The organism is Sporofaciens sp. St.21A7 (genome assembly GCF_059728535.1).
On sequence record NZ_BAAGFN010000001.1, the window covers coordinates 1493643 to 1515401 of the forward strand.

The following is a 21759-nucleotide window of genomic DNA, read 5'->3' on the forward strand; positions in this document are numbered from 1 at the left end:
GCCTCACTGTATGGTGGGGCACTTTTGTACATAGGAGATAAATTGAACACAGGAAATTTTTACTTTATTAAGGACGAATATTATAATCGTTTCCCAAATTGTGGATTAATGGGAAATAAGGATAGTGATGAAGCAGGAGTGCATGGAAGACCTTGTTGTTATTGCTTTGAAATGGATGGATATTTTTGGATGGTTCCTATATCTTCTAAAACAGAAAAATACAAGAGAATATATGAGGAGAAGAAAAAGAGATATAAAGAATATGATGGCCTGCGATTTGGATACGTAAACGGTCAATATAGAGCTTTTTTGATTCAGAATGTTTGCCCGGTGAGTAAAGAGCATATTGATTGTCAGTATATGATTGAAAACAATACAGTTCCAGTGACTATAAATGATAAGCTGGCGGCAGAGATTAACGGTATCGTGAGAAAGGTAATCAGATTAAATAAAAGGGGAGTCAGGATTGTTTTGACAAATATAAATCATATCTTGAATGAACTGAATAAGACAAAATGAGATCGTATGAGTATTTATGGGTAAGTAACAGGTAACTAACAAAGTGCTTGAAAATGCCATATTTTGGGCGTTTGGAACTATGCAAGAATAACATATTTCCTGAATGGAAAAATATATCTTCATCTTGAACTTATTCCGTGATATAACTATCCAAACAGACTATCGGAACGAGGGAAATGTATGGACGATTTAGCATTAAACTATCAAAGTGATTTTAATGCCATTCTGCAAATGATAGCAGATGCCCGTCGGAAAGCTACCTATCAGGTGAATGCTACAATGATTGACCTTTATTGGGGAATTGGAGATTTTGTTTCCCATAAGGCCGTGCAGGAGGGCTGGGGACGTTCTACCGTAAAGGCTCTTTCTGAATATATTCTGACGCAGGAGCCAGGGATTAGAGGTTATTCCCCACAGAATATCTGGCGCATGAAGCAGTTCTTTGAAACTTATTGTGACAAGCCGGAGTTAGGAACTCTGCTAAGAGAAAATACATGGTCAAACAATCTGCATATCATGTCAAAGACAAAACTTACAAAAGAAGCTTGAGGAATTAACGGAAATAGTGGATGAAGATAAAAACTCTCAATGACGTTGAGAGTTTTTTTAAAATATTTTATCTTATCAATATAGGAATAGCAGGGGATTATAATGAACCTCTGCTATTTTTATAACATTAAGCCAACATAAGGAGCGGAGCGACGCTGACTCTTCGGACCATGTTGGCCCGAAGCCGGGTTTGGGGGTGCTGTGCGCCAGTGGCGCACGCCCAGCACCGACCGGAGCGGCAGCGGAGACCTCCGTTTCTCTGGCTTTCTTCAAGCCTTCGGCTGTGGCTTTCATAACTACAAGTTCCTTCTCGTTCATGGAGTTCAGCATTACATCAATAGACTTTCGGCAACTGCCCTCGCCTTTATGCCCTTCCGTGTAGAAAAACTGGTCTACAGATATATCGAACATTGTGACAAGCTGGAAGAATAAATTAAAACTGGGGTGCTTTATGGCTGAGCCTGCGGTAATGAAACATATTAAACAGATACACAGTAGCAATCTAACACAGCTACTATATTCAGAGTCAAAATATAATACTTTAACCCAAAATCAAAGAGAACTACTTGCTATGTTCTATTCCAAAATATCTGATAAGGATATGGCAAAAAAACTAAATGTGACAGAGGGCACAATTCGCAGGCAACGCTTTACATTCCGTGAAAAGGCAAAGCAAGCTCATAACAATACAATTTATGTTGATGATCGCTATCTCATCACAGCGGAAGAAAAGCAACATATTATTGAAACATTTTTTTCCAGCACCCATCCACTTGTGCTTAAATCTTTTTCGCCAAACGAAAAGAAAAAAGTTGTTATTCTCGGGAAAATTGCAGAGCAATTTGAATATGGGAAAAAATATAGCGAGTGTGAAGTAAATAAAATTCTCAAGCCAATTTATGACGATTATATGACTATTCGGCGTTACCTCATAATGTATGGATTTATGGAGCGCACCAGAGATGGGCGACAATATTGGCTAACAAATTGAGAGGAGGAAGAAATGAAACCGATTATTGACCATATTCAGATTACAGTAAAGGATATGAATGTTGCTGAGCCATTTTACGACAAACTTATGCCCATTCTAGGATATAATCTGGCAAATAAAGTAAGTGCGATTATTGAAGAACTAGTGGGTACTTTGCCACTATAAAAGGATGCAACTTCTACCGTTCTTCCAAAGAGCGGTGTTTCATTTTTCTGAAATGCAATGATTATATGCTACAGCTTCGAGCCTAGTTGGCCCGAAGGCCGATAAGCTAAAATTCGGAACTATGCAAGAGCTATGCAAACGAAATATCAAATATGGATTTCAATCCCCAAAACATACGTGTTTTGGGGATTTTCCACAACTTATTTTAAAAACATCCGCACCATCCCCTCATACACTTTCCGATAAGGCTGATACCGCATCGGCAGATCAATCCACGTCTTCTTATCCACAATACTCTTCTCATGTGAAAATGTCCGGAACCCATCCTTCCCATGATACGCCCCCATACCGCTCTCGCCGAAGCCGCCAAAGCCCATCTCGCAGGTAGCAAGATGAATGACCGTATCATTGACGCATCCTCCGCCGAAACCGCACTGAGAAGTCACCTTCCCCACCGCTTTCCTATCATTTGAGAAAATATAAAGCGCCAGCGGATGAGGCATAGACTGGATATTACGGATAGCCTCGTCCAACGTGTCAAACGTCAAGATTGGCATCAATGGTCCGAAAATCTCCTCCTGCATTACCGCATCCCCGAACGTGACATTATCAATTACCGTGGGTTCAATCCTCAATGCCCCGCGGTCAGAGTTCCCGCCCCAGACCACTTTCGACGGCTCCATCAGTCCGGTAATCCTGTCAAAATGCTTCTCATTGATAATCTTCCCATAATCCGCCCGTTTCAGCGGCTCTTTGCCGAACTGGTGCTGAATCTGCTTTTTGATCTCCTTGACCAGCCTGTCCTTCACAGCCCTGTCACAATAAATATAGTCCGGGGCTACACAAGTCTGGCCGCAGTTCAGGAACTTACCAAATACAATCCTCTTTGCCGCAAGTTTAAGATTGGCTGTTTTCTCCACAATACAAGGACTCTTTCCGCCAAGTTCCAGAGTCACAGGCGTCAGATGTTCCGAAGCCTGCCGCATAACCTCCCTGCCCACCGTCTGGCTTCCGGTAAAGAAAATATAATCAAAATGCTCTTTCAATAGGCAAGTATTCTCAGAACGCCCGCCAGTGACAACGCAGACAAATTTCTCATCAAAACATTCCCGGATAATTTCAGAAACAATCTCACTGGTACATGGGGAATATGCGCTTGGCTTCAGCACAGCCGTATTCCCTGCCGCGATTGCGTCCACAAGAGGATCAAGGGTCAGCAGGAACGGATAGTTCCATGGGCTCATAATCAGCACGGTTCCGTAAGGAGAAGGTTTCTTATAGCTTCGGGAATGAAACTGCGCAAGGGGAGTCCTTACCCGTTTCTCCCTCGCAAAGGAGCGGATATGCCGCAGCATATAGCTGATTTCACTAAGAACCAGCCCGGTCTCGCACATATAGCTCTCGAAACCGCTCTTGCCCAGATCCCTTTTCAGCGCATCGTGAATCCTCTCCTCATGTTTCAAGATGTTATCCTTTAATTTTTGAAGCGCCTGAATCCGTCCTTCAACAGCAAGAGTCGCGCCGGTATTAAAATATTTCCGTTGACTGGTCACAATGTTTTTAATTTCCTGTTCATTCATATAAAGCGCCTCCTTTTTTAGGATTTTCCATTAAAAGATAATAAAACCGCTCCAATTCCTTTGCATCCATCAGTACAGGCACAGGGTACAGAGGATTTCCTTCCTTGTCCGCATAGTGGGAAAGTTTTGGAATATCCTCCTCCTGAATTTCTTTTACGGTATCACCGATGCCGAAGCGTTTCTTCATATCCTTAATTGCCGCAATAAAATCTCCGGCGGCTGCATCATAAGGCGTACCTTCCGGGCAAATCCCCGCTGCCACGGCCAAACGGTATAATTTCTTATGTATACGGGAACCGTAAGCTTCCAACATAAATGGGAGCAGGATTGCATTCGCAAGTCCATGAGGCACGTTGTACTCTCCACCTAAGGAATGGGCGATTGCGTGTACGTAACCCACATAGGATTTGGTAAATGCGCATCCGGCATAGAAGGAAGCATGCAGCATGTTTCTCCGTGCGTCGATGTCGCTCCCTGCCGTATAAGCCTTGTCAATATTCTGGAAAATAAGGCTGACAGCCATCAGTGCATTCTTTCTCGTGCCGTAGGTGGTAGATCTTCCAATATAAGCCTCCACGGCATGAGTCAGCGCATCCATCCCTGTGGTGGCAGTAATAAACGGCGGAAGGCTTAACGTGACTTTGGGGTCAAGCACGGCATATCTTGGAATCAAAGGGAAATCATTGATTGCATACTTGTACCGTGTCTCAGCGTCGGTAATGACTGCAGCAAGAGTGGTCTCGCTTCCGGTTCCTGCCGTGGTAGGGACGGCAATCAGGAGAGGAAGTTTTCTGAGAACCTTTAGGATGCCCTTCATTTTGGCAAGGGATTGTTTTGGTTTGGCGATACGCGCGCCAACCGCCTTGGCGCAGTCCATGCTGGAACCGCCTCCAAACCCAATGATTGCATTGCAATTATTTTCGAGGTACAACTCCAATGCTTCAGCGACATTTGCCGTGGTAGGATTGGCTACGGTCTTGTCATAAATGTAATAAGGAATCTGATTCTGTGTAAGGACTTTCTCAAGGCGTCTGGTCAATCCCAGCTTCATGATACCGGCGTCTGTGATAATGAGAATCCGATCACATCCGTGTTTTTGTAAAATGTCTGGAAGCGCTTTCACGCTGCCGACAATATTCGGTTTCCGGTATGGCAGGAAGGGCAGTGCGATTTTTAGTCCTGCCTGGAATGTCCTGCAATAGGCTTTTTTAATAAGATTCATAGTAGACAGCATCCTTTCTGGAATAATCTTATTGAATTTTATACCAGTGAAAAGTTTTTTGTCAATAAGCAAGGTTGGAAAATAATCCATTTTCTTTCTGCTGACACAAAATGTAAACAGAAAGAAAAAATAGGTTGACAATTTGCCGGGATTGGCTATATAGTTATTTAGGATAATGATTCAGAACGTTTGGAGGCAAAGATGAATACAAAGGATGAGCATACGACATTTGTAAAAAGAATGAAAGAAAAAATAAACAGCGGCGGTGCAGTTACAAAGGACGAGGCGTTGCTCCTGTATGGCGGGCCATTAGAAGAACTCTGCAAGGCGGCGGACGAGATTCGGGAACACTTTTGCGGAAATAGGTTCGATATCTGCACAATCATCAACGGAAAGAGCGGTAAATGTCCGGAGGACTGTAAATTTTGTGCCCAATCGGCATATTACCATACGGCAGCAGAGGAATATCCGTTACTTGATACAAAGGAGATTGTCCGTCAGGCAAAATATAATGCAGACCATGGCGTACACAGGTTTTCTATTGTAACCTCCGGCAGGTCGCTGAAGGACGCCGAGATTGAGCAAATGTGCGAGGCAATCCGTGAGATTCGGGAGCAGACAGACATCAAAGTGTGTGCATCCTTTGGGCTTCTGGACGAAGGACAGTACTGCAGAGTGAAAGAGGCAGGAGTATCCAGAATACATAACAATCTGGAAACTTCACGCAGGAACTTCCCGAATGTCTGCACTACCCATACATTCGAGGATAAGGTAAACGCCGTCAAGGCGGCGAAGGCGGCAGGGCTAAGCGTATGCAGCGGCGGCATTATGGGATTGGGAGAAACGGAGGAAGACCGAATAGATATGGCATTTACCCTAAGAGAATTAGGAATTAGGAGCGTTCCGGTCAATATGCTGAACCCCATTCCTGGGACTCCCTATGAGGGAAATGCCCGTCTGACCGTAGATGATATGCGAAGGATCGTGGCGGTCTACCGGTTTATCCTGCCGGATGCGTTCATCCGCCTTGCGGGAGGAAGAGGGCTGATGGAGGATAAGGGAGAAGGGGCTTTTTGCTCTGGGGCAAATGCCGCAATCACCGGAGACATGCTGACAACGGCAGGATATACGATAGAAACGGATATGGAGATGCTCCGCCGGTTAGGGTATATGCTATAAAGCTTTATCGTTCGTCACATCCCCGCTGCCCTTCAGCGAAATCGTATCTCCCAACAGGGCCGGTTTGGGTTTCACCAGTGTAAATCCCACATCTTTCATCCGCGCAAGGATTTCCCGTGACTTCCGGTAAGTATCGCCCTTGTAGACCGCAGTGTCGCATGGTACGCCCTGCACGTCAAGTCCGAAGGCCATGGCGTCGTAGAGGGCGCGGTACATGTGGTACTCCTGCGTCACTACCACCAGGCTCTTAGCCTGAAAAATCTCCTTCGCCCTGTACATACTGTCATAAGTCGAGAAACCAGCGTGATCCATGAAGATACATTCAGACGGAACCCCGTGGCTGATTGCATAGGATTTCATCGTATTCACCTCGTCATAATCGTCGCTGCCATGATCCCCGCTCATGATGATCCGGTCTGCCGCCCCTTCCTGATATAAACGGATTCCCGTATCCAGCCGTTCTTTCAGCATTAGGCACGGCTTGCCGTCGGGTTTCACCTGCGCGCCCAAGACCAGGATAGCGTCAGCTTTTTGCTCAGCATCTACGACAGCTTCCTCCGAAGAAATAGCGCCGCCCGCCTTCTTCTTCACATAACCGTCCGTACACAATAAAACTACAGCGCCCATGATGGCAAGCAAAGAGCTGTATTTGGCAAGTTTTTTCAGTTTTTTCCATGTTTTAGAGCCTTTTTTGAACATATCTTCATTTTCTCCATGTTTATATCATAATTTTTTTTAGTATAGAAGATTTTCGGACAAGGGGCAACCGGATTAAGGGAAAATTAAGTAATTTGTAGATTTGCATAAATGCTTGTGGTAGAATGAGTTCATTGGGCGATTGGGACATTTGCCAAGTTAAGGAGGGACAGATATATGACAGAAAGGGAAAAAATGCTGGCAGGACAGCTTTACGACTGCGGTGACGCAGAATTGTTGGAGCAGTGGCATAAAGCGAAAGATTTGGTAAGGGATTATAACCAGGCAGATTCGGCAGATGCAGAAGAAAAAGGGCGCATACTGCATGAACTGCTTGGAGGACACGGGAAGAATCTGTGGATTACGGCTCCGTTCTATGTGGATTATGGGAACAATATTTATTTTGGAAATAACTGCGAAGTCAATATGAACTGCACATTCTTAGATGATAATCAAATCATCATCGGCAATAATGCTTTGATTGCCCCGAATGTCCAGATTTATACGGCGTTTCACCCGGCAAATGCGGCCGACAGATTCGGGGAGCCAAAGGAAGACGGTTCTTTTGCGTTCTGTAAGACTCAGACGGCTCCGGTGGTCATTGGAGATAATGTCTGGATCGGAGGAGGTGCGATCATCATGCCGGGCGTGACGATTGGGGACAATGTGGTCATTGGCGCAGGAAGCGTTGTCACCAGAGATATTCCCGGCAATGTGGTTGCTTATGGAAGCCCTTGCAGGGCGATGAGGGAGAATCGATAGAATTCCTTGAAAACAAAGGGGTGCAACTGCTGGTTGACAAATTACCAAGCATTGTTTTCTTGTTTTCTTCTGGCTTTCGGATTAAAGTACAAGGAAGAAAGACAGAAATGAGAAAGGCGGGTAGGTAAATGAATCTGGCAGAAAAACTAACGATACAGAGAAAAAAATCAGGAATGTCTCAGGAACAGTTTGCAGACAGGCTTGGTATTACCAGACAGTCTGTGAGCAAATGGGAGGCAGGGAGCAGTATTCCGGAGATATCAAAATTGGTCACGATGTCAGAAATTTTTCAGGTGAGCCTGGATTATCTTTTGAAAGATTATCTGGATGAAGAGAGCGGGGGATTTCCGGCAAGGAAAAAACTGCCGGGAGAAGAGGAAATCGACGCCGTGCAGAAGGTGGCAGAGGAATCATCAAGGGAATGGTCTGAGGAGAACTTGCGGTCGGCGTGTTTGCATTTGGCGCGACGGCAGTTGGAATCTATAGTGCGGGCGTTGCCGCATTGGGAAAAGAGATTGCAGTAGGGGTGTCCGCCATGGGAGAGACGGCAATCGGAGAGACGGCAAAGGGAACCCACTGCCTGTTGTACGAGAGAGGAGTGACCACTGGGCTACAGGTCGAGCATTTCCTTGAGGATACGAATCCCTATCTCTGGAAACCACTGAGAGACATGCTGGCGGCATTTGCAATGCACATTTGACTGACCACATTTGTCCTGCGCCAAACTGCCAATTACTTAATATTCGCTGTACTAGCTGACACATTTGATTGAAAGCAAATGTGCCAGCACACTAGACGATAGCCGGGATACGGAGTACAATATAGAGAGACTGGTAAATGAGATGGGAGTGAAACAATTATGGGAGAACAGCTGACCAGAAGCGATGTGGAGAAGATAAAGGAAGAGATTGAATACCGGAAACTTGTGGTGCGGAAGAAGGAACTAGAAGCGGTCAAAGAGGCAAGGGCGCAGGGTGACTTGAGTGAAAATTTTGAATATAAGGCAGCGAAGCAGGACAAGAACCGTAATGAGAGCCGGATACGCTATCTGGAAAAGATGCTCAAGAATGCAAGGATTGTTTCGGATACTTCAAGAGATGATGAAGTAGGAATCAATAATACGGTGGAGGTCTATTTTGAGGACGATGATGAGACAGAAAGTTACCGTCTTGTTACGAGTGTGCGGGGAAACTCGCTGCAGGGGCTTATCAGTATCGAATCTCCTCTGGGAAAGGCAGTCAGGGGACATAAAGCCGGTGACCGTGTGAAGGTGAAGACGAGTGACGGGGACGGATATTATGTGGTGATCCGGAAAATTGACAAGACGACGGATGATTCCAATGACACACTAAGGAAATATTAATGTCGAATTCCGGAGAATTTTTTTGCGTTTTAGCTGCTTTTGGATGTCAATATTTGTCGAAAAGTTTCGATTGTGAACCGTAGGTGTTTGTGTTAGACTATAGATGGAAGGGAGAGTCTGTTTTTGTCGGTGATGTTGGTGTAGGAAGTTTTCCGTAGATTTTTGGGAGGTGTAGCGATATGAGCAATAGCGAATTATTGTCAGCTATATCTGTGATGTTGGATAAAAAGTTAGATGAGAAACTGGATAAGAAACTGGATGAAAAGTTAGAACCGATAAAAAAGGATATAAAAGAGATTAAAACGGATGTGTCAGCTTTACAGGAGGATGTCGCGGAGCTGAAAGAAGATGTCGCGAATCTGAAGGAGGACATGAAGGAAGTCAAGGAAGACGTCGCGAATCTGAAGGCAGACATGAAGGAAGTCAAGGAAGACGTCGCGGAGCTGAAAGAAGATGTCGCGAATCTGAAGGCAGACATGAAGGAAGTCAAGGAAGATGTCGCGGAGCTGAAAGAAGATGTCGCGAATCTGAAGGCAGACATGAAGGAAGTCAAGGAAGATGTCGCGGAGCTGAAAGAAGATGTCGCGAATCTGAAGGCAGACATGAAGGAAGTCAAGGAAGATGTCGCGAATCTGAAGGCAGACATGAAGGAAGTCAAGGAAGACGTCGCGGAGCTGAAAGAAGACGTCGCAAATCTGAAGGCAGATGTTTCAAACTTACAGACGGAGATGGAGAAACTCAAGAAGAACGTTGACATCTTACAAGAGGAAGTTTCTGATTTGCAGGTGAAAGTTCATAATCTTGAAATTTCTGTGAGGAATATTAACCTTAATATGGAAAATGATTTTTCGCCTCGCTTACAGAATATCGAAGGCTGCTATCTTACTACATATAACCGGTATCAGTCGGGAGTTGAACAGATTGATGTGATACAGACCGACGTCGATATGTTAAAAAAGACGGTTTCAAACCATAGCAGACAGTTGAAGCAGTTGATGTGCTGCAATTAATGCTTGCTATTTGTACTGCACTGTGCTATCCTGTTTTTAGCATATAATAGATTGGAGATGAAAGGATGAGGATGATTTCTTGCTAATTACAAATGTAACTGCATAACAATAGTCACGGAACATATTCCGTCTATTTGTTATGTCGATAGCAGGAAAGTCGGGCATCCTTTCATTTTGAAATAGTAATCGAAGCAATGTTTCTCTGGGAGAGAGTCATTGTGTGTATTTCGTGAGGCTGTAAGGAGACTTTCTTGCAGCTTTTTTCGTATCTCTTATACCCCCAAGGGTATCATTTTGCACTTTTAACAGAAGATTGCCAGAAAAGGCAATGGCAGCAGTTTTTTGCAGAGTTTGAGCCGGAAGTCCTGCAGAAAGGTGTGTCGGAATAGAAAATGATGAACGAGATACGGATGTACAGGAGGTGCGCATATATGGCAATGATTGATGTAGTAAATTTGAGCTTTTCATATGAAGGCAGTTTTGAAGAGGTATTCAAAAACGTATCATTCCGGATTGACACGGACTGGAAACTGGGATTTGTAGGGCGCAACGGCCGCGGCAAGACTACTTTCCTGAATCTTTTGATGGGTAAGTATAAATATCAGGGGCGGATATCATCGAGTGTAAAATTCGTTTATTTTCCCTATGAAGTGAAGGAAAAAGACCGAATGACGCTTGAGATTCTGGAGGAGATGAATCCGCAGTTTGAAGAATGGCAGTTGTTCCGTGAATTGAATCTGCTGAACGTGGATGCAGAGGCACTGTACCGCCCATTTTACACACTGAGCTATGGAGAGCAGGAGAAAGTCCTGCTGGCGGCTCTGTTCCTTGGGGAAGAGAGATTCCTTTTAATTGACGAGCCGACGAATCATCTGGATGTGGAGGCAAGGCGGCAGGTCGCACAGTATTTAAATAGAAAGAAGGGATTTATTTTGGTGTCCCACGACCGGAATTTTCTGGATTCCTGTGTGGATCATATCCTTTCAATCAATAAGATGAATATTGATGTCCAGAAAGGAAACTTTAGTTCCTGGTATGCGAACAAAGAAGCGTCAGATCGGTTGGAGGCAGCGCAGAACCAGAAGCTGGAGTCGGAAGTAAAACGTCTGAAGCAGGCGGCAAGACAGTCGTCCGGCTGGTCGGATCAGGTGGAGAAGAGTAAAAAGGGACAGCGTGTGGCAGGGCTGCGTCCGGACAGAGGATTTATCGGCCATAAGTCGGCTAAGATGATGAAGCGGGCGAAAGTGCTGGAGAACCGTCAGCAACAGGCGATTGAAGAGAAGTCGAAGTTGCTTAGGAACATAGAAACCATGGATGCGCTTGAAATCCGCCCCCTTGCATACCATACGGATTTGCTTGCAGAATGGAAGGATGTGGCGGTTTTTTATGGCAATCATAAGGTGTGTTCACGTATTTGCTTTGATATCCGGCAGGGGGAGCGGGTGTGCCTTTCCGGAAGAAATGGATGCGGGAAATCCAGTATCCTGAAATTATTGCTTGGAGAGGAGCTTACATTTGAAGGAAATGTGCATGTGGCTTCCGGAATCAAGATTTCCTATATTTCTCAGGATACCTCGTATCTAAAGGGGAATCTAAGAGAGATGGCGCAGGAGTATGGGCTGGAGGAGAGTCTGTTCAAGGCGGTGTTGCGAAAGCTGGATCTGGAGAGGGAGCAGTTTGAAAAGGATGTGAGCCTTTACAGTGCAGGGCAGAAGAAGAAGGTACTGCTGGCAAAGAGTTTGTGTGAGCAGGCTCACTTGTATGTGTGGGATGAGCCGTTGAATTATATTGATGTGCTGTCACGTGTCCAGATTGAGGAATTGCTGTTGAAGTTCCGGCCGACGATTCTTTTTGTGGAACATGATACGGCATTCAGGGAGAATGTGGCTACGAAGATAATTGAGATGTCCCTTTGAAGCGGCTGGTAAATGACTTTGGAGAGGGCAGATAACTGCCGTGCCGGTAAATGATTTTGGAGAAGGTATGCAGGTTCTATTAAGGAAATTCCCTTTAGGAGGAATGGACAGTGTCTAATATAGAGAAAAGAGAGTGAGGATGAACGATGAGAGTCGAGCAAAAGTTGCGGGAAATGGGTTTGGAACTGCCGGAGACTGCCGCCCCGGCAGGGGTCTATGTACTTGCAAGGCGGGTAGGTAATCTGATATATCTTGCAGGGCAGACGGCGCATCTGAATGGTGTAGTACAGGTAAAGGGCATCGTCGGAAAGGATTTAACGGTTGAGGAGGGGCAGGAGGGCGCAAGGTTGAGTGCGTTGAATATCCTGTCAGTCTTAAAGACAGAGCTGGGAGATCTGGATAAAGTCAGACAGTTTGTGCAGATGATTGGCTATGTCAGGTGTGCGGATGAATTCGGAAGCTATACAGGGGTGGTGGACGGTGCGTCTATATTGCTTCGGGAATTATACGGCGAAGCAGGTCTGGCGGCAAGGATGACCATTGGGACTAATGAGCTTCCTGGCGGCAGCGTTACAGAGATAATGGCTGTGGTTGAGATTGAAGATAGGTAAGATTAGAGATAGTGTGGAAGGAACGGGAGAAAGTCGGATGGAACAGATGACATTATTTGACGACAGGAAACAGACGGCGCCGCTTGCGAGCCGTCTGCGGCCATCGACATTGGAAGAATTTGCGGGACAGGAACATTTGCTGGGAGAGGGAAGGATGCTGCGGCAGTTGATTGAGCGGGACCAGATTTCTTCGATGATTTTCTGGGGACCTCCGGGCGTGGGAAAGACCACGCTGGCGGGAATCATTGCCGGCAGGACGAATGCGGATTTTATTAATTTCAGCGCCGTGACCAGCAGAATGAAAGAAATCAAAGAAGTAATGAATCAGGCAGAAAGCAGCCGGAGGCTTGGAATCCGCACGGTCTTGTTTGTGGATGAGATTCATCGTTTTAATAAGGCGCAGCAGGATGCATTTCTGCCTTTTGTGGAGAAGGGAAGTATTGTTTTGATCGGCGCGACCACGGAGAACCCTTCGTTTGAGGTCAATGCGGCTTTGTTGTCCAGATGCCGGGTGTTCGTTTTAAAGGCATTGGAGGAAGCGGACTTGATAAAGGTCTTGGAACAGGCAATCAGAAGCCCGAAAGGGTTCGGGGCGCAGAATGTCCGGATTACGAAACGGCAGGTGGCGGCAATCGCAGCATTTGCCAACGGTGATGCCAGGACTGCCCTCAATACGCTGGAGATGGCTGTGACGAACGGGGAAATCAGCGCCGAGGGCATCCTGGTGACGGACGCGGGGCTTATGCAGTGTATCAGCAAGAAGTCCCTGCTCTATGATAAAAATGGGGAGGAACATTACAATCTGATTTCAGCCCTCCACAAGTCCATGCGCAACAGCGACCCAGACGCGGCAATCTACTGGATGTGCAGAATGTTAGAGGGCGGGGAGAATCCGTTGTATATTGCGAGAAGGCTGATCCGTTTCGCCAGTGAGGATGTTGGGATGGCGGACAGCCGTGCGCTGCAGGTGGCAGTTGCGGCATATCAGGCATGCCATTTCCTTGGGATGCCGGAGTGCGACGTGCATCTGACCCATGCCGTTACCTATCTTTCTATGGCACCTAAGTCTAACGCTCTTTATACAGCCTGCGAAACATGCAAGCAGGATGTGAAGAATCTGCAGGCAGAGCCGGTCCCGCTACAGCTTCGCAATGCGCCGACGAAACTGATGAAAGATTTGGAATATGGCAAGGGATATGAATATGCCCACGATACGGAGGAAAAACTAACACATATGCAGTGTATGCCAAAGTCTCTTGGCCAGCGGGAGTATTATCATCCGACGGCGCAGGGAGAAGAAAAGGAGATCTCTGAGAGATTGGGGAAGATAAAAGAATGGAAGAAAAAAATTCTTTTGAAAAAATATATGACGTAATCCGCCAGATTCCCAAGGGGAAGGTTGCGTCCTATGGGCAGATTGCCGCGCTTGCGGGCAACCGCCGTTGGGCGCGGGTGGTGGGGTACGCCCTCCATGCGGTTCCATGTAACAGTGATTTGCCATGCCACCGTGTAGTGACGAAGGACGGCAGGATGTCCTGTGCATTCGGAAGCGGGAAATGCAACCGACAGACGGAGCTTCTAAAGGCAGAAGGGGTTGAATTCGTGGGAGAGTATGTTGATATGAAAAAATATCAATGGAACAAGACTGTGTACTGAGCATTTGCAAGATTCATAAGAAAATAGCTATGTGAATGGCAATAGCAGATGGAACGCCTAATCAAAAGGAGTTGCTGGGAAAGATAACCTTTTTTCCAACAACCTCCTTTTATTATAGGTATTTTTTACGGTATCATGAAGATGGTAGTCGCCAGCGCCGACAGCTCCGAATTATCATCTTCTGCGCTTAGCATGGAAGAAGCGTTAAAGGAAATCGTCATGGACGTCTCTTCTCCAAAGGTAGGCGCAGCGGCATATTTTTCCATTGCCGTCACCAGGCCGGAGGAAACTTCCTCGATGGAGTAGTATGTCCCGCCCTCAAATTCTGAGTAAGCGCTGGTTAAGCTGGTGTTTGGCGTAGTCTTGATCTCTACCGTATAACTAAAGATTCCCGTCTCCTTCTTAGGGATGCCCACCGTGTACTGGCACTGCTTCATCATGGTCTTTAAGGATTCCTGATATCTTGCCACATAGGCTTCGCTCAAATCAGACGGCGGGTCGAATACGTCTGCCTCATACCATGCGAGCGCCTCTTCCTCGGTGCGGTCGGTATGCAGCGCAAAACGGGCGACGTCGCCTTTGAAGGAGGCGTCTAAGTATGCCTTGACGAAGTCGTAGCAGTCCAGGATGTCGCAGACTTGGTCATAAGGCGTCATGGCTCCGTACAAAGCCTGGGAGAGAAGATTCCCGAGACTTTCTTCTGAAATCTTGTAGGATTCCCCTTCGCTGTATACACTCAGCGTCGTTATCGTCTCTTCCTCATAGGAAGGAGAATTTTTTATGAGCTTAGTATCCTTTTCCAGTATGGAAGTCACTGCCCCGGTAAGTTCCGTAGTCTCCAGAGAAGCGATGTGTTCGACGTTGGCAGTTTCTACGGTCTTCTTAATGTTGAGCGGAGTGTATGTCACCTGGACGGAAAATGTCCCGTCGTTCATCTTCTTTGCTTTTGCCACTTCAAAGGAGATGGAACTGAAGGAATCCTTCATGAATTCCAGATAAGGCTCCCGCAATTCTTCCGGAAATTGCAGGACGTATAAATCATTGCTTTCGGCAATTCCTTCATCCAGCATTGCGGCAAAGCTGTCGGAACCATTTTCCTTGATGGAAGTAATTTGTCCTCCTACATATTCGTCGATTTTGTTGTCGCTGCATCCTGTCAGCAATACGAAGGCAAATATGCAGGAGATAAGAAATGTTGGTTTTCGCATGAAACTTGTCCCCCTGTTTATTATGATGTTTCCATTGTATCATTCTAAAAACATGTATTCAATAGAAAATACTACTGGAAAATGGGCAGTATTTTTTATATAATAGATTAACAGGTCAAAATTCATCGAATAAAGGAGATTTTGTATGAAAATGTTAGCAATCGACAAGGAACTGAAAGGGAATTCTTATCCGGGACGGGGGATTATCATCGGGAAAAGCCCGGATGGAAGGCATGCCGTGACTGCTTATTTTATCATGGGGCGAAGCGTGAACAGCCGGAACCGTATTTTTGTGGAGGATGGGGAAGGAATCCGGACACAGGCTTTTGACCCGGCGAAGCTGACAGATCCGAGCCTGGTTATCTATGCTCCTGTGCGTGTGCTGGGGAACAAGACCATTGTGACTAATGGGGATCAGACCGATACCATTTATGAAGGGATGGATAGGCAGATGACCTTCGAGCAGTCTTTGCGGTGCAGGGAGTTCGAGCCGGATGCTCCCAACTATACGCCGAGGATTTCGGGAATTATGCATATTGAAAAGGGGAATTACAATTATGCAATGTCGATTTTGAAGAGCAATAACGGATGTCCGGGTAGCTGTAACCGGTATACGTTTGCGTATGAGAATCCGGCGGCCGGGGAAGGGCATTTTATCCACACATACCAGTGTGACGGCGAGCCGCTTCCGAGTTTTGAGGGCGAGCCGAAGCTGATTGAAATTTCTGATGATATGGATGCGTTCACAGAGCTTCTGTGGGACAGCTTGAACGAGGAGAATAAGGTGTCGCTCTTCGTTCGGTACATTGATATTGCCACAGGGGAATACAGGACGAGGATTGTGAACAAGAACCAGTAAGTCCGTGTACTTCTGAAATGTAAAAAATAAAGGGAGGATGATTTGAGATGAAAGAGCTGGAATTAAAATATGGCTGCAACCCGAACCAGAAGCCGTCAAGGATTTATATGGCAGATGGTGGGGAGCTGCCGATTCAGGTGCTGAATGGTAAGCCGGGGTATATTAACTTTTTGGATGCATTTAACGGATGGCAGTTAGTGAAGGAGCTAAAGAAGGCGACAGGGCTTCCGGCGGCGACGTCTTTTAAGCATGTGTCGCCTGCGGGGGCGGCGGTAGGGCTTCCCCTTTCAGATACCCTTGCGAAGATTTACTGGGTAGACGACTTAGGCGGATTGTCGCCCCTTGCCTGTGCCTATGCGAGGGCGCGGGGGGCTGACCGAATGTCTTCTTTCGGGGATTTTATTTCTCTGTCGGATGTGTGCGACGTGGATACGGCGAGGCTGATTAAGCGCGAGGTGTCGGACGGCGTGATTGCGCCGGGGTACGAGGCGGAGGCGCTTCAGATCCTGAAGGCGAAAAAAAACGGGAATTATAATGTGATTCAGATCGACCCGGATTATGTGCCGGAGGCGCTGGAGCATAAGGACGTGTTTGGCATTACGTTCGAGCAGGGACGGAATGAGCTGAAGATTGACGACGCTTTTTTTGCAAATGTAGTGACAGAGAATCAGGAGCTTACAAAAGAGGCGAAACGGGATCTGGCGATTTCCATGATTACGCTGAAATATACCCAGTCGAATTCTGTCTGCTATGTGAAGGACGGCCAGGCGATTGGAATCGGTGCGGGGCAGCAGTCCAGGATTCACTGTACGCGCCTTGCGGGGCAGAAGGCGGATAACTGGTGGCTGAGGCAGTCCCCGCAGGTGATGGGGCTGCCCTTCGTGGATTCCATCCGCCGTGCGGACAGGGATAATGCGATTGACCTGTATATCGGGGAAGATTATATGGATGTGCTGGCAGACGGCGCGTGGCAGGGGATTTTTAAGGAGAAACCAGAAGTATTTTCCAGAGAGGCGAAGCGGGAGTGGCTTAATAAGCTGACGGATGTATCCCTTGGGTCGGATGCATTCTTCCCGTTCGGGGATAATATTGAGCGCGCCCATAGGAGCGGCGTGCGGTATATTGCGCAGCCTGGCGGGTCAGTCAGAGATGATAACGTGATTGAGACTTGTAATAAATATGGGATAGCAATGGCGTTCACAGGCCTTAGACTGTTCCATCATTAAAGACGTGATATAAAAAGGCAGTCGGGAAATGTCATTTTCATAGCATTTTCCGGCTGCCTTTCTGAGATGCTATTTAAAATTTACAGTTGTATATTTCCCTAAAACCTTATATAATAGTAAAGTATTTTGTTATTATTGTGCAAAAAAAACGGTAAATAAGGCAAATGATGTGAAGGAGTTAATGATTATGGGTAAATATTTTGGAACAGATGGTTTCCGGGGCGAGGCAAATGCGGTTTTAACTGTAGAGCATGCGTTTAAGGTCGGACGTTTTCTTGGATGGTATTATGGGCAGAATCACAAGGCAAAGGTTGTGATCGGTAAAGATACGAGGCGGAGCAGCTATATGTTTGAGTATGCGCTGGCAGCGGGAATCACCGCCTCAGGGGCGAATGCGTACCTGTTACATGTAACTACGACGCCCAGTGTTTCTTATGTGACGAGGACGGAAGATTTTGACTGTGGAATCATGATTTCGGCGAGCCATAACCCCTTCTATGATAACGGAATTAAGATTATCAGCGGGAAGGGACATAAGATTGAAGCGGATGTGGAGGAAAAGATCGAGGCGTATATAGACGGGGAGATTGACGAGCTTCCCCTTGCAAAGAGGGAGAATATCGGGCGTACCGTGGATTATGCGGCGGGGAGGAACCGTTATATCGGCTATCTGATTTCGCTGGCGACCCGTTCCTTTGAGGATATGCGGGTGGGCTTGGATTGTTCCAACGGGAGTGCCTTTGCCATTGCCAAGAGCGTGTATGATGCGCTGGGCGCAAAGACCTATGTGATAAACTGTGAGCCGGACGGGACGAATATTAATGCGGACTGTGGTTCGACCCATATCGAGGTTCTGCAGAAGTATGTAAAGGAGAAGAAGCTGGACGTTGGCTTTGCGTACGACGGTGACGCAGACCGGTGTATCGCCGTGGATGAGAACGGCAATGTGGTGGACGGCGATTTGATTCTTTACATTTGCGGGAAGTATATGAAGGAGAACGGGCGTCTCAATGGGGATACCATTGTGACCACGATTATGTCCAACCTTGGGCTTTATAAGGCTTGTGACAAGGTGGGGCTGAAATACGAGAAGACGGCTGTAGGCGATAAATATGTATATGAGAATATGGTGCGCAATAATTTCTCCCTTGGCGGGGAGCAGTCGGGACATATTATTTTCAGCAAGCATGCCACTACCGGGGACGGTATCCTGACGTCCCTGATGGTGATGGAGGTCATGCTGGAGAAGAAACTGTCCCTTGCAAAGCTGGCTGAGCCCGTCAAGATTTATCCGCAGTTATTGAAGAATGTCCGGGTGGCAGATAAGAAGACGGCGAGAGAGAATGCAGAAGTCACGAAGGCGGTAGATGCAGTGGCAAAGGCGCTGGGGGACGATGGGCGTATCCTTGTGAGGGAAAGCGGGACGGAACCGGTAATCCGGGTTATGGTCGAGGCGGCAACGGATGAGCTGTGTGAGAAATACGTGGGACAGGTGATAGATGTGATTAAGGCGGAAGGGCTGATGGTCGGCTAAGGGATTTAGGCGGCAATCATTATAGGGAAAGGGGATGTTGCAAATTTGCAACATCCCCTTTCCCTATCCGTTCCCAAAAATCAGATAGAATGGAAGCCTTTCCCGATGATTTCGCTGGTATTTGAAATCAGCAGGAATGCATCCGGTGAATTTTCTTTGATGTAGTTCCGAAGGCGTACCGCCTCTAAACGGTTCAAAACTGTGAAGATGATGTACTTGTCTTCGCCGCTGAACGCACCTTTTGCCTCGACGATCGTTGCGCTCCTATGTATTTCATCTTTTATGAAGTCGCAGATTGGCTGTGGGTTCTTGCATACCACGTTAAAATACTTGGACAGATTCAGACTTTCGATGAACCCGTCAATCATAAAGGAGCGAAGCGCAAGCCCCAGGAAAGAATATAGCCCTGTCTGGATATCGAACACGAAGAATCCGGCAAGGGTGATGAAGAAGTCTGTGACCAACAGTGCGTTCCCGATATTAAAGCTGGTGTATTTCTTCATAACCATAGCGATTACGTCTGTCCCGCCGCTGGACGCCCCGATATTAAACAGGACGGCAGAGCCGATGGACGGCAAGGCTATGGCGAATATCAGTTCCAGCAAGGGCTGGTCGGTCAGTGGGTGGCTTAAGGGACAGATCCGCTCAAGCCCTGACAGCGCCACTGAAAGAAGGATGCTGCTGTAGGCGGTCTTTGCAGCAAATTTCCTGCCAAGTACAAAGAAGCCGATGATGAGCAAAACCATATTTGCCACAAATGAAAAATCTCCCGCGGAGATTGCGCCGGATTTAGCGACTAAGACGGCAAGTCCTGTGATTCCCCCAAAGGTAAAGTTATTGGAGAATTTGAAGAAATAGATTCCGACCGCCATTACCAGCGTACTCAGAGTTAGATTGATAAAGTTCTTAAATTGTGATTTCATGATTAACCTCGACAAAAAATTCTTTTGATACCACACCCGATTGTAACGCTGACGTCTGGAAATGTCAATGGTATTCCGGAATCTGCATTAGAATTGGAAAATCGGCGCATAATACCTCCTATAAAGGAGGATTTTGAGATGCATAAGTATTTACCGATTACGGATGTATACGCAAGAGAAATCTTAGATTCCCGCGGGAATCCGACTATAGAAGTGGAAGTCCTTGCCGGCGGCGAGTTCCTGGGGCGGGCGAGTGTTCCTTCCGGCGCGTCTACCGGGCAGTATGAGGCGCTGGAGCTGCGTGACAAGGCAGAGCGTTACGGCGGGCTTGGGGTGGAACTGGCTGCGGACCATGTGAATGCACGGATTGCGCCTGCAATCATCGGGGTAAATGTGTTTGACCAGCCGATGATTGACCGGATTATGTGTAAGTTGGATGGTACGGAGAATAAGTCAAACCTGGGGGCGAACGCCATGCTGGGAGTGTCTATGGCCACAGCCCGGGCAGCGGCCAAGTCCCTTAGGATTCCCCTCTATTCCTATCTTGGAGGAACTAATGGGAAACGTCTTCCGGTGCCGATGATGAATATCATGAACGGCGGGAAGCATGCGGACAATACCATTGATATTCAGGAATTTATGATTATGCCCGTGGGGGCATGCTGCTTTAAGGAAGGGCTTCGGATGTGTGCAGAGATTTACCATGCACTGAAAAATCTATTGAAAAAGCATGGTTACAGTACCGGGGTCGGCGACGAAGGGGGATTTGCGCCTAATCTTCCGGATGCCAGGGAGGCGCTCCGTTTCATTATGGACGCCGTCGGGGTCGCCGGATACAAGGCACGGGAGGATATTGTGATTGCGCTTGATGTGGCGGCCACGGAGCTGTATGATAAGTCCGCGAAGAAATATATTTTTGAGGGCGAGAGTAAGATGCACGGGCATCAAGTCGTGCGTTCGGCGGAGGAATTGATTGATTATTATGAGGAGCTGGCACAGGAATTTCCCATTGCGTCTATCGAAGACCCGCTGGATGAGGAAGACTGGGACGCCTGGGAGATTCTGACTGACAGGTTGGGGGCAAACTTACAGCTTGTGGGGGATGATTTGTTCGTCACCAATGAGAAACGGCTTAGGAAGGGGATTGAACGCAGGGCAGCCAATGCGATTCTGGTTAAGGTGAATCAGATCGGTACGCTGACCGAGGCGTTCAATGCTATTGAAACAGCGAAATGTGCGGGATACCGGACGATTGTTTCCCACCGGTCGGGCGAAACGGCGGACTCGCTGATTGCAGATATTGCCGTGGCGTTCAATGCGGGGCAGATTAAGACCGGAGCGCCTTGCCGCTCAGAGCGGGTGGAGAAGTATAACCAGCTCCTCAGGATTGAGGAACGGCTGGGGGATGTGGCACAATACCGGAATCCATTTGCTTAATCTGAAATTTTCATTCATTTTGCTGTGGCTCTATCTTGCTATTTCAGGCGTCTTATGGTAGAATAAAAAAGGTTTAGCCGTAGGAGGTGTAGAAGGTGGAGATTCTAAAGATAATATTAATGATTATATTCGCAATAGACTGTATTGCACTGACAGCGATTGTCTTGATGCAGGAAGGCAAGTCTGCGGGACTTGGGACGATCAGCGGTATGGCGGATACTTACTGGGGGCAGAACAAGGGGCGTTCTATGGAGGGCGCGCTGGTGAAGTCTACCAAGTTCCTTGCAATCCTGTTTATTGTATTGGCAGCGGTGTTGAATTTAAAAGTATTTGCATAGGCGGCATATTTTTAT

Annotated in this window: 24 protein-coding genes and 1 pseudogene; 19 read left to right on the forward strand and 6 right to left on the reverse strand. The window is 47.0% G+C overall.

All coding sequences use genetic code 11. From position 1 onward, the window contains the following. The first annotated feature begins 42 nt into the window (after window positions 1–42). Together cptIN and AC6I3O_RS07495 are read left to right on the forward strand one after the other, a co-directional pair. Window positions 43–519, forward strand: a complete 477-nt coding sequence (cptIN, locus tag AC6I3O_RS07490; protein WP_497850325.1) for a type III toxin-antitoxin system CptIN family toxin — start codon at window positions 43–45, stop codon at window positions 517–519. 180 nt (window positions 520–699) lie between these two features. Next, window positions 700–1068, forward strand: a complete 369-nt coding sequence (locus AC6I3O_RS07495; RefSeq protein ID WP_497850326.1) for a DUF1016 N-terminal domain-containing protein — start codon at window positions 700–702, stop codon at window positions 1066–1068. Window positions 1069–1314: 246 nt separating this feature from the next. Here AC6I3O_RS07495 and AC6I3O_RS07500 read toward each other — a convergent pair. Then, window positions 1315–1518, reverse strand: a pseudogene (locus AC6I3O_RS07500) (transcriptional regulator); the annotation flags it as partial. Between the two features lies 1 nt (window position 1519). On the opposite strand from AC6I3O_RS07500, the gene AC6I3O_RS07505 reads away from it, so the two are divergent. Together AC6I3O_RS07505 and AC6I3O_RS07510 are read left to right on the forward strand one after the other, a co-directional pair. Next, window positions 1520–2059, forward strand: a complete 540-nt coding sequence (locus AC6I3O_RS07505) for a DUF2087 domain-containing protein (RefSeq protein ID WP_497850327.1) — start codon at window positions 1520–1522, stop codon at window positions 2057–2059. 12 nt (window positions 2060–2071) lie between these two features. Next, entirely contained in the window at window positions 2072–2224 is a 153-nt protein-coding gene (locus tag AC6I3O_RS07510) for a hypothetical protein (RefSeq protein WP_497850328.1), read from the forward strand. Between the two features lie 200 nt (window positions 2225–2424). Here AC6I3O_RS07510 and AC6I3O_RS07515 read toward each other — a convergent pair whose 3' ends face one another. Together AC6I3O_RS07515 and AC6I3O_RS07520 are read right to left on the reverse strand one after the other, a co-directional pair. Further along, window positions 2425–3804 (reverse strand): aldehyde dehydrogenase, encoded by a 1380-nt coding sequence (locus AC6I3O_RS07515; protein WP_497850329.1) that lies wholly within the window; start codon window positions 3802–3804, stop codon window positions 2425–2427. Continuing rightward, the gene (locus tag AC6I3O_RS07520) at window positions 3797–5026 is read right to left on the reverse strand and encodes an iron-containing alcohol dehydrogenase (RefSeq protein WP_497850330.1); all 1230 of its coding nucleotides are present in this window, start codon (window positions 5024–5026) and stop codon (window positions 3797–3799) included. The genes AC6I3O_RS07515 and AC6I3O_RS07520 overlap by 8 nt, the downstream gene beginning before the upstream one ends. Before the next feature lie 240 nt (window positions 5027–5266). Between AC6I3O_RS07520 and bioB the strand changes: the two genes are divergently transcribed. Next, window positions 5267–6205 (forward strand): biotin synthase BioB, encoded by a 939-nt coding sequence (bioB, locus tag AC6I3O_RS07525; protein WP_497853434.1) that lies wholly within the window; start codon window positions 5267–5269, stop codon window positions 6203–6205. Here the strand turns inward: bioB and AC6I3O_RS07530 are convergent. Further along, complete coding sequence (locus tag AC6I3O_RS07530; RefSeq protein WP_497850331.1) at window positions 6200–6904, reverse strand: SanA/YdcF family protein; 705 nt, start codon at window positions 6902–6904, stop codon at window positions 6200–6202. The genes bioB and AC6I3O_RS07530 overlap by 6 nt on opposite strands. A 174-nt stretch (window positions 6905–7078) precedes the next feature. On the opposite strand from AC6I3O_RS07530, the gene AC6I3O_RS07535 reads away from it, so the two are divergent. The 9 genes from AC6I3O_RS07535 (at window position 7079) to AC6I3O_RS07575 (ending at window position 14219) form a co-directional block, all read left to right on the forward strand. Then, window positions 7079–7663: a sugar O-acetyltransferase gene (locus tag AC6I3O_RS07535; protein WP_497850332.1), complete on the forward strand. Its 585-nt coding sequence runs from the start codon at window positions 7079–7081 to the stop codon at window positions 7661–7663. A gap of 128 nt (window positions 7664–7791) precedes the next feature. Further along, the gene (locus AC6I3O_RS07540; protein WP_497850333.1) at window positions 7792–8187 is read left to right on the forward strand and encodes a helix-turn-helix domain-containing protein; all 396 of its coding nucleotides are present in this window, start codon (window positions 7792–7794) and stop codon (window positions 8185–8187) included. After that, window positions 8166–8363: a hypothetical protein gene (locus tag AC6I3O_RS07545; protein ID WP_497850334.1), complete on the forward strand. Its 198-nt coding sequence runs from the start codon at window positions 8166–8168 to the stop codon at window positions 8361–8363. The genes AC6I3O_RS07540 and AC6I3O_RS07545 overlap by 22 nt, the downstream gene beginning before the upstream one ends. A gap of 159 nt (window positions 8364–8522) precedes the next feature. Beyond that, window positions 8523–9026, forward strand: coding sequence for a transcription elongation factor GreA (greA, locus tag AC6I3O_RS07550; protein WP_497850335.1), 504 nt, complete (start codon window positions 8523–8525; stop codon window positions 9024–9026). A gap of 179 nt (window positions 9027–9205) precedes the next feature. Continuing rightward, window positions 9206–10036: a hypothetical protein gene (locus tag AC6I3O_RS07555; protein ID WP_497850336.1), complete on the forward strand. Its 831-nt coding sequence runs from the start codon at window positions 9206–9208 to the stop codon at window positions 10034–10036. Window positions 10037–10467: 431 nt separating this feature from the next. Next, window positions 10468–11952, forward strand: coding sequence for a ribosomal protection-like ABC-F family protein (gene abc-f / locus AC6I3O_RS07560; protein ID WP_497850337.1), 1485 nt, complete (start codon window positions 10468–10470; stop codon window positions 11950–11952). A gap of 146 nt (window positions 11953–12098) precedes the next feature. Beyond that, on the forward strand, window positions 12099–12563 hold the full coding sequence (locus AC6I3O_RS07565; protein WP_497850338.1) for a RidA family protein: 465 nt from the start codon (window positions 12099–12101) through the stop codon (window positions 12561–12563). Window positions 12564–12600: 37 nt separating this feature from the next. Next, complete coding sequence (locus tag AC6I3O_RS07570; RefSeq protein WP_497850339.1) at window positions 12601–13938, forward strand: replication-associated recombination protein A; 1338 nt, start codon at window positions 12601–12603, stop codon at window positions 13936–13938. Continuing rightward, window positions 13899–14219 (forward strand): MGMT family protein, encoded by a 321-nt coding sequence (locus AC6I3O_RS07575; protein WP_497850341.1) that lies wholly within the window; start codon window positions 13899–13901, stop codon window positions 14217–14219. The genes AC6I3O_RS07570 and AC6I3O_RS07575 overlap by 40 nt, the downstream gene beginning before the upstream one ends. Window positions 14220–14344: 125 nt before the next feature. Here the strand turns inward: AC6I3O_RS07575 and AC6I3O_RS07580 are convergent, their stop codons facing one another. After that, window positions 14345–15427: a hypothetical protein gene (locus tag AC6I3O_RS07580; RefSeq protein ID WP_497850342.1), complete on the reverse strand. Its 1083-nt coding sequence runs from the start codon at window positions 15425–15427 to the stop codon at window positions 14345–14347. A 145-nt stretch (window positions 15428–15572) separates the two neighbouring features. Between AC6I3O_RS07580 and AC6I3O_RS07585 the strand changes: the two genes are divergently transcribed. From AC6I3O_RS07585 to glmM, 3 genes are all read left to right on the forward strand, one after another. Continuing rightward, window positions 15573–16286, forward strand: a complete 714-nt coding sequence (locus AC6I3O_RS07585) for an IMP cyclohydrolase (RefSeq protein WP_497850343.1) — start codon at window positions 15573–15575, stop codon at window positions 16284–16286. Between the two features lie 47 nt (window positions 16287–16333). After that, window positions 16334–17512 (forward strand): phosphoribosylaminoimidazolecarboxamide formyltransferase, encoded by a 1179-nt coding sequence (locus tag AC6I3O_RS07590; RefSeq protein ID WP_497850344.1) that lies wholly within the window; start codon window positions 16334–16336, stop codon window positions 17510–17512. Window positions 17513–17699: 187 nt separating this feature from the next. After that, window positions 17700–19046 (forward strand): phosphoglucosamine mutase, encoded by a 1347-nt coding sequence (gene glmM, locus AC6I3O_RS07595; RefSeq protein ID WP_497850345.1) that lies wholly within the window; start codon window positions 17700–17702, stop codon window positions 19044–19046. Window positions 19047–19126: 80 nt separating this feature from the next. Here glmM and AC6I3O_RS07600 read toward each other — a convergent pair whose 3' ends face one another. Then, a complete protein-coding gene (locus AC6I3O_RS07600) occupies window positions 19127–19969 on the reverse strand; it encodes a YitT family protein (RefSeq protein ID WP_497850346.1) in 843 nt (280 codons plus the stop codon). A 138-nt stretch (window positions 19970–20107) separates the two neighbouring features. Between AC6I3O_RS07600 and eno the strand changes: the two genes are divergently transcribed. Both eno and secG read left to right on the forward strand, forming a co-directional pair. Further along, window positions 20108–21406, forward strand: coding sequence for a phosphopyruvate hydratase (gene eno, locus AC6I3O_RS07605; RefSeq protein WP_497850347.1), 1299 nt, complete (start codon window positions 20108–20110; stop codon window positions 21404–21406). A 95-nt stretch (window positions 21407–21501) separates the two neighbouring features. After that, entirely contained in the window at window positions 21502–21744 is a 243-nt protein-coding gene (gene secG / locus AC6I3O_RS07610; RefSeq protein WP_159754041.1) for a preprotein translocase subunit SecG, read from the forward strand. Window positions 21745–21759: the final 15 nt, after the last annotated feature.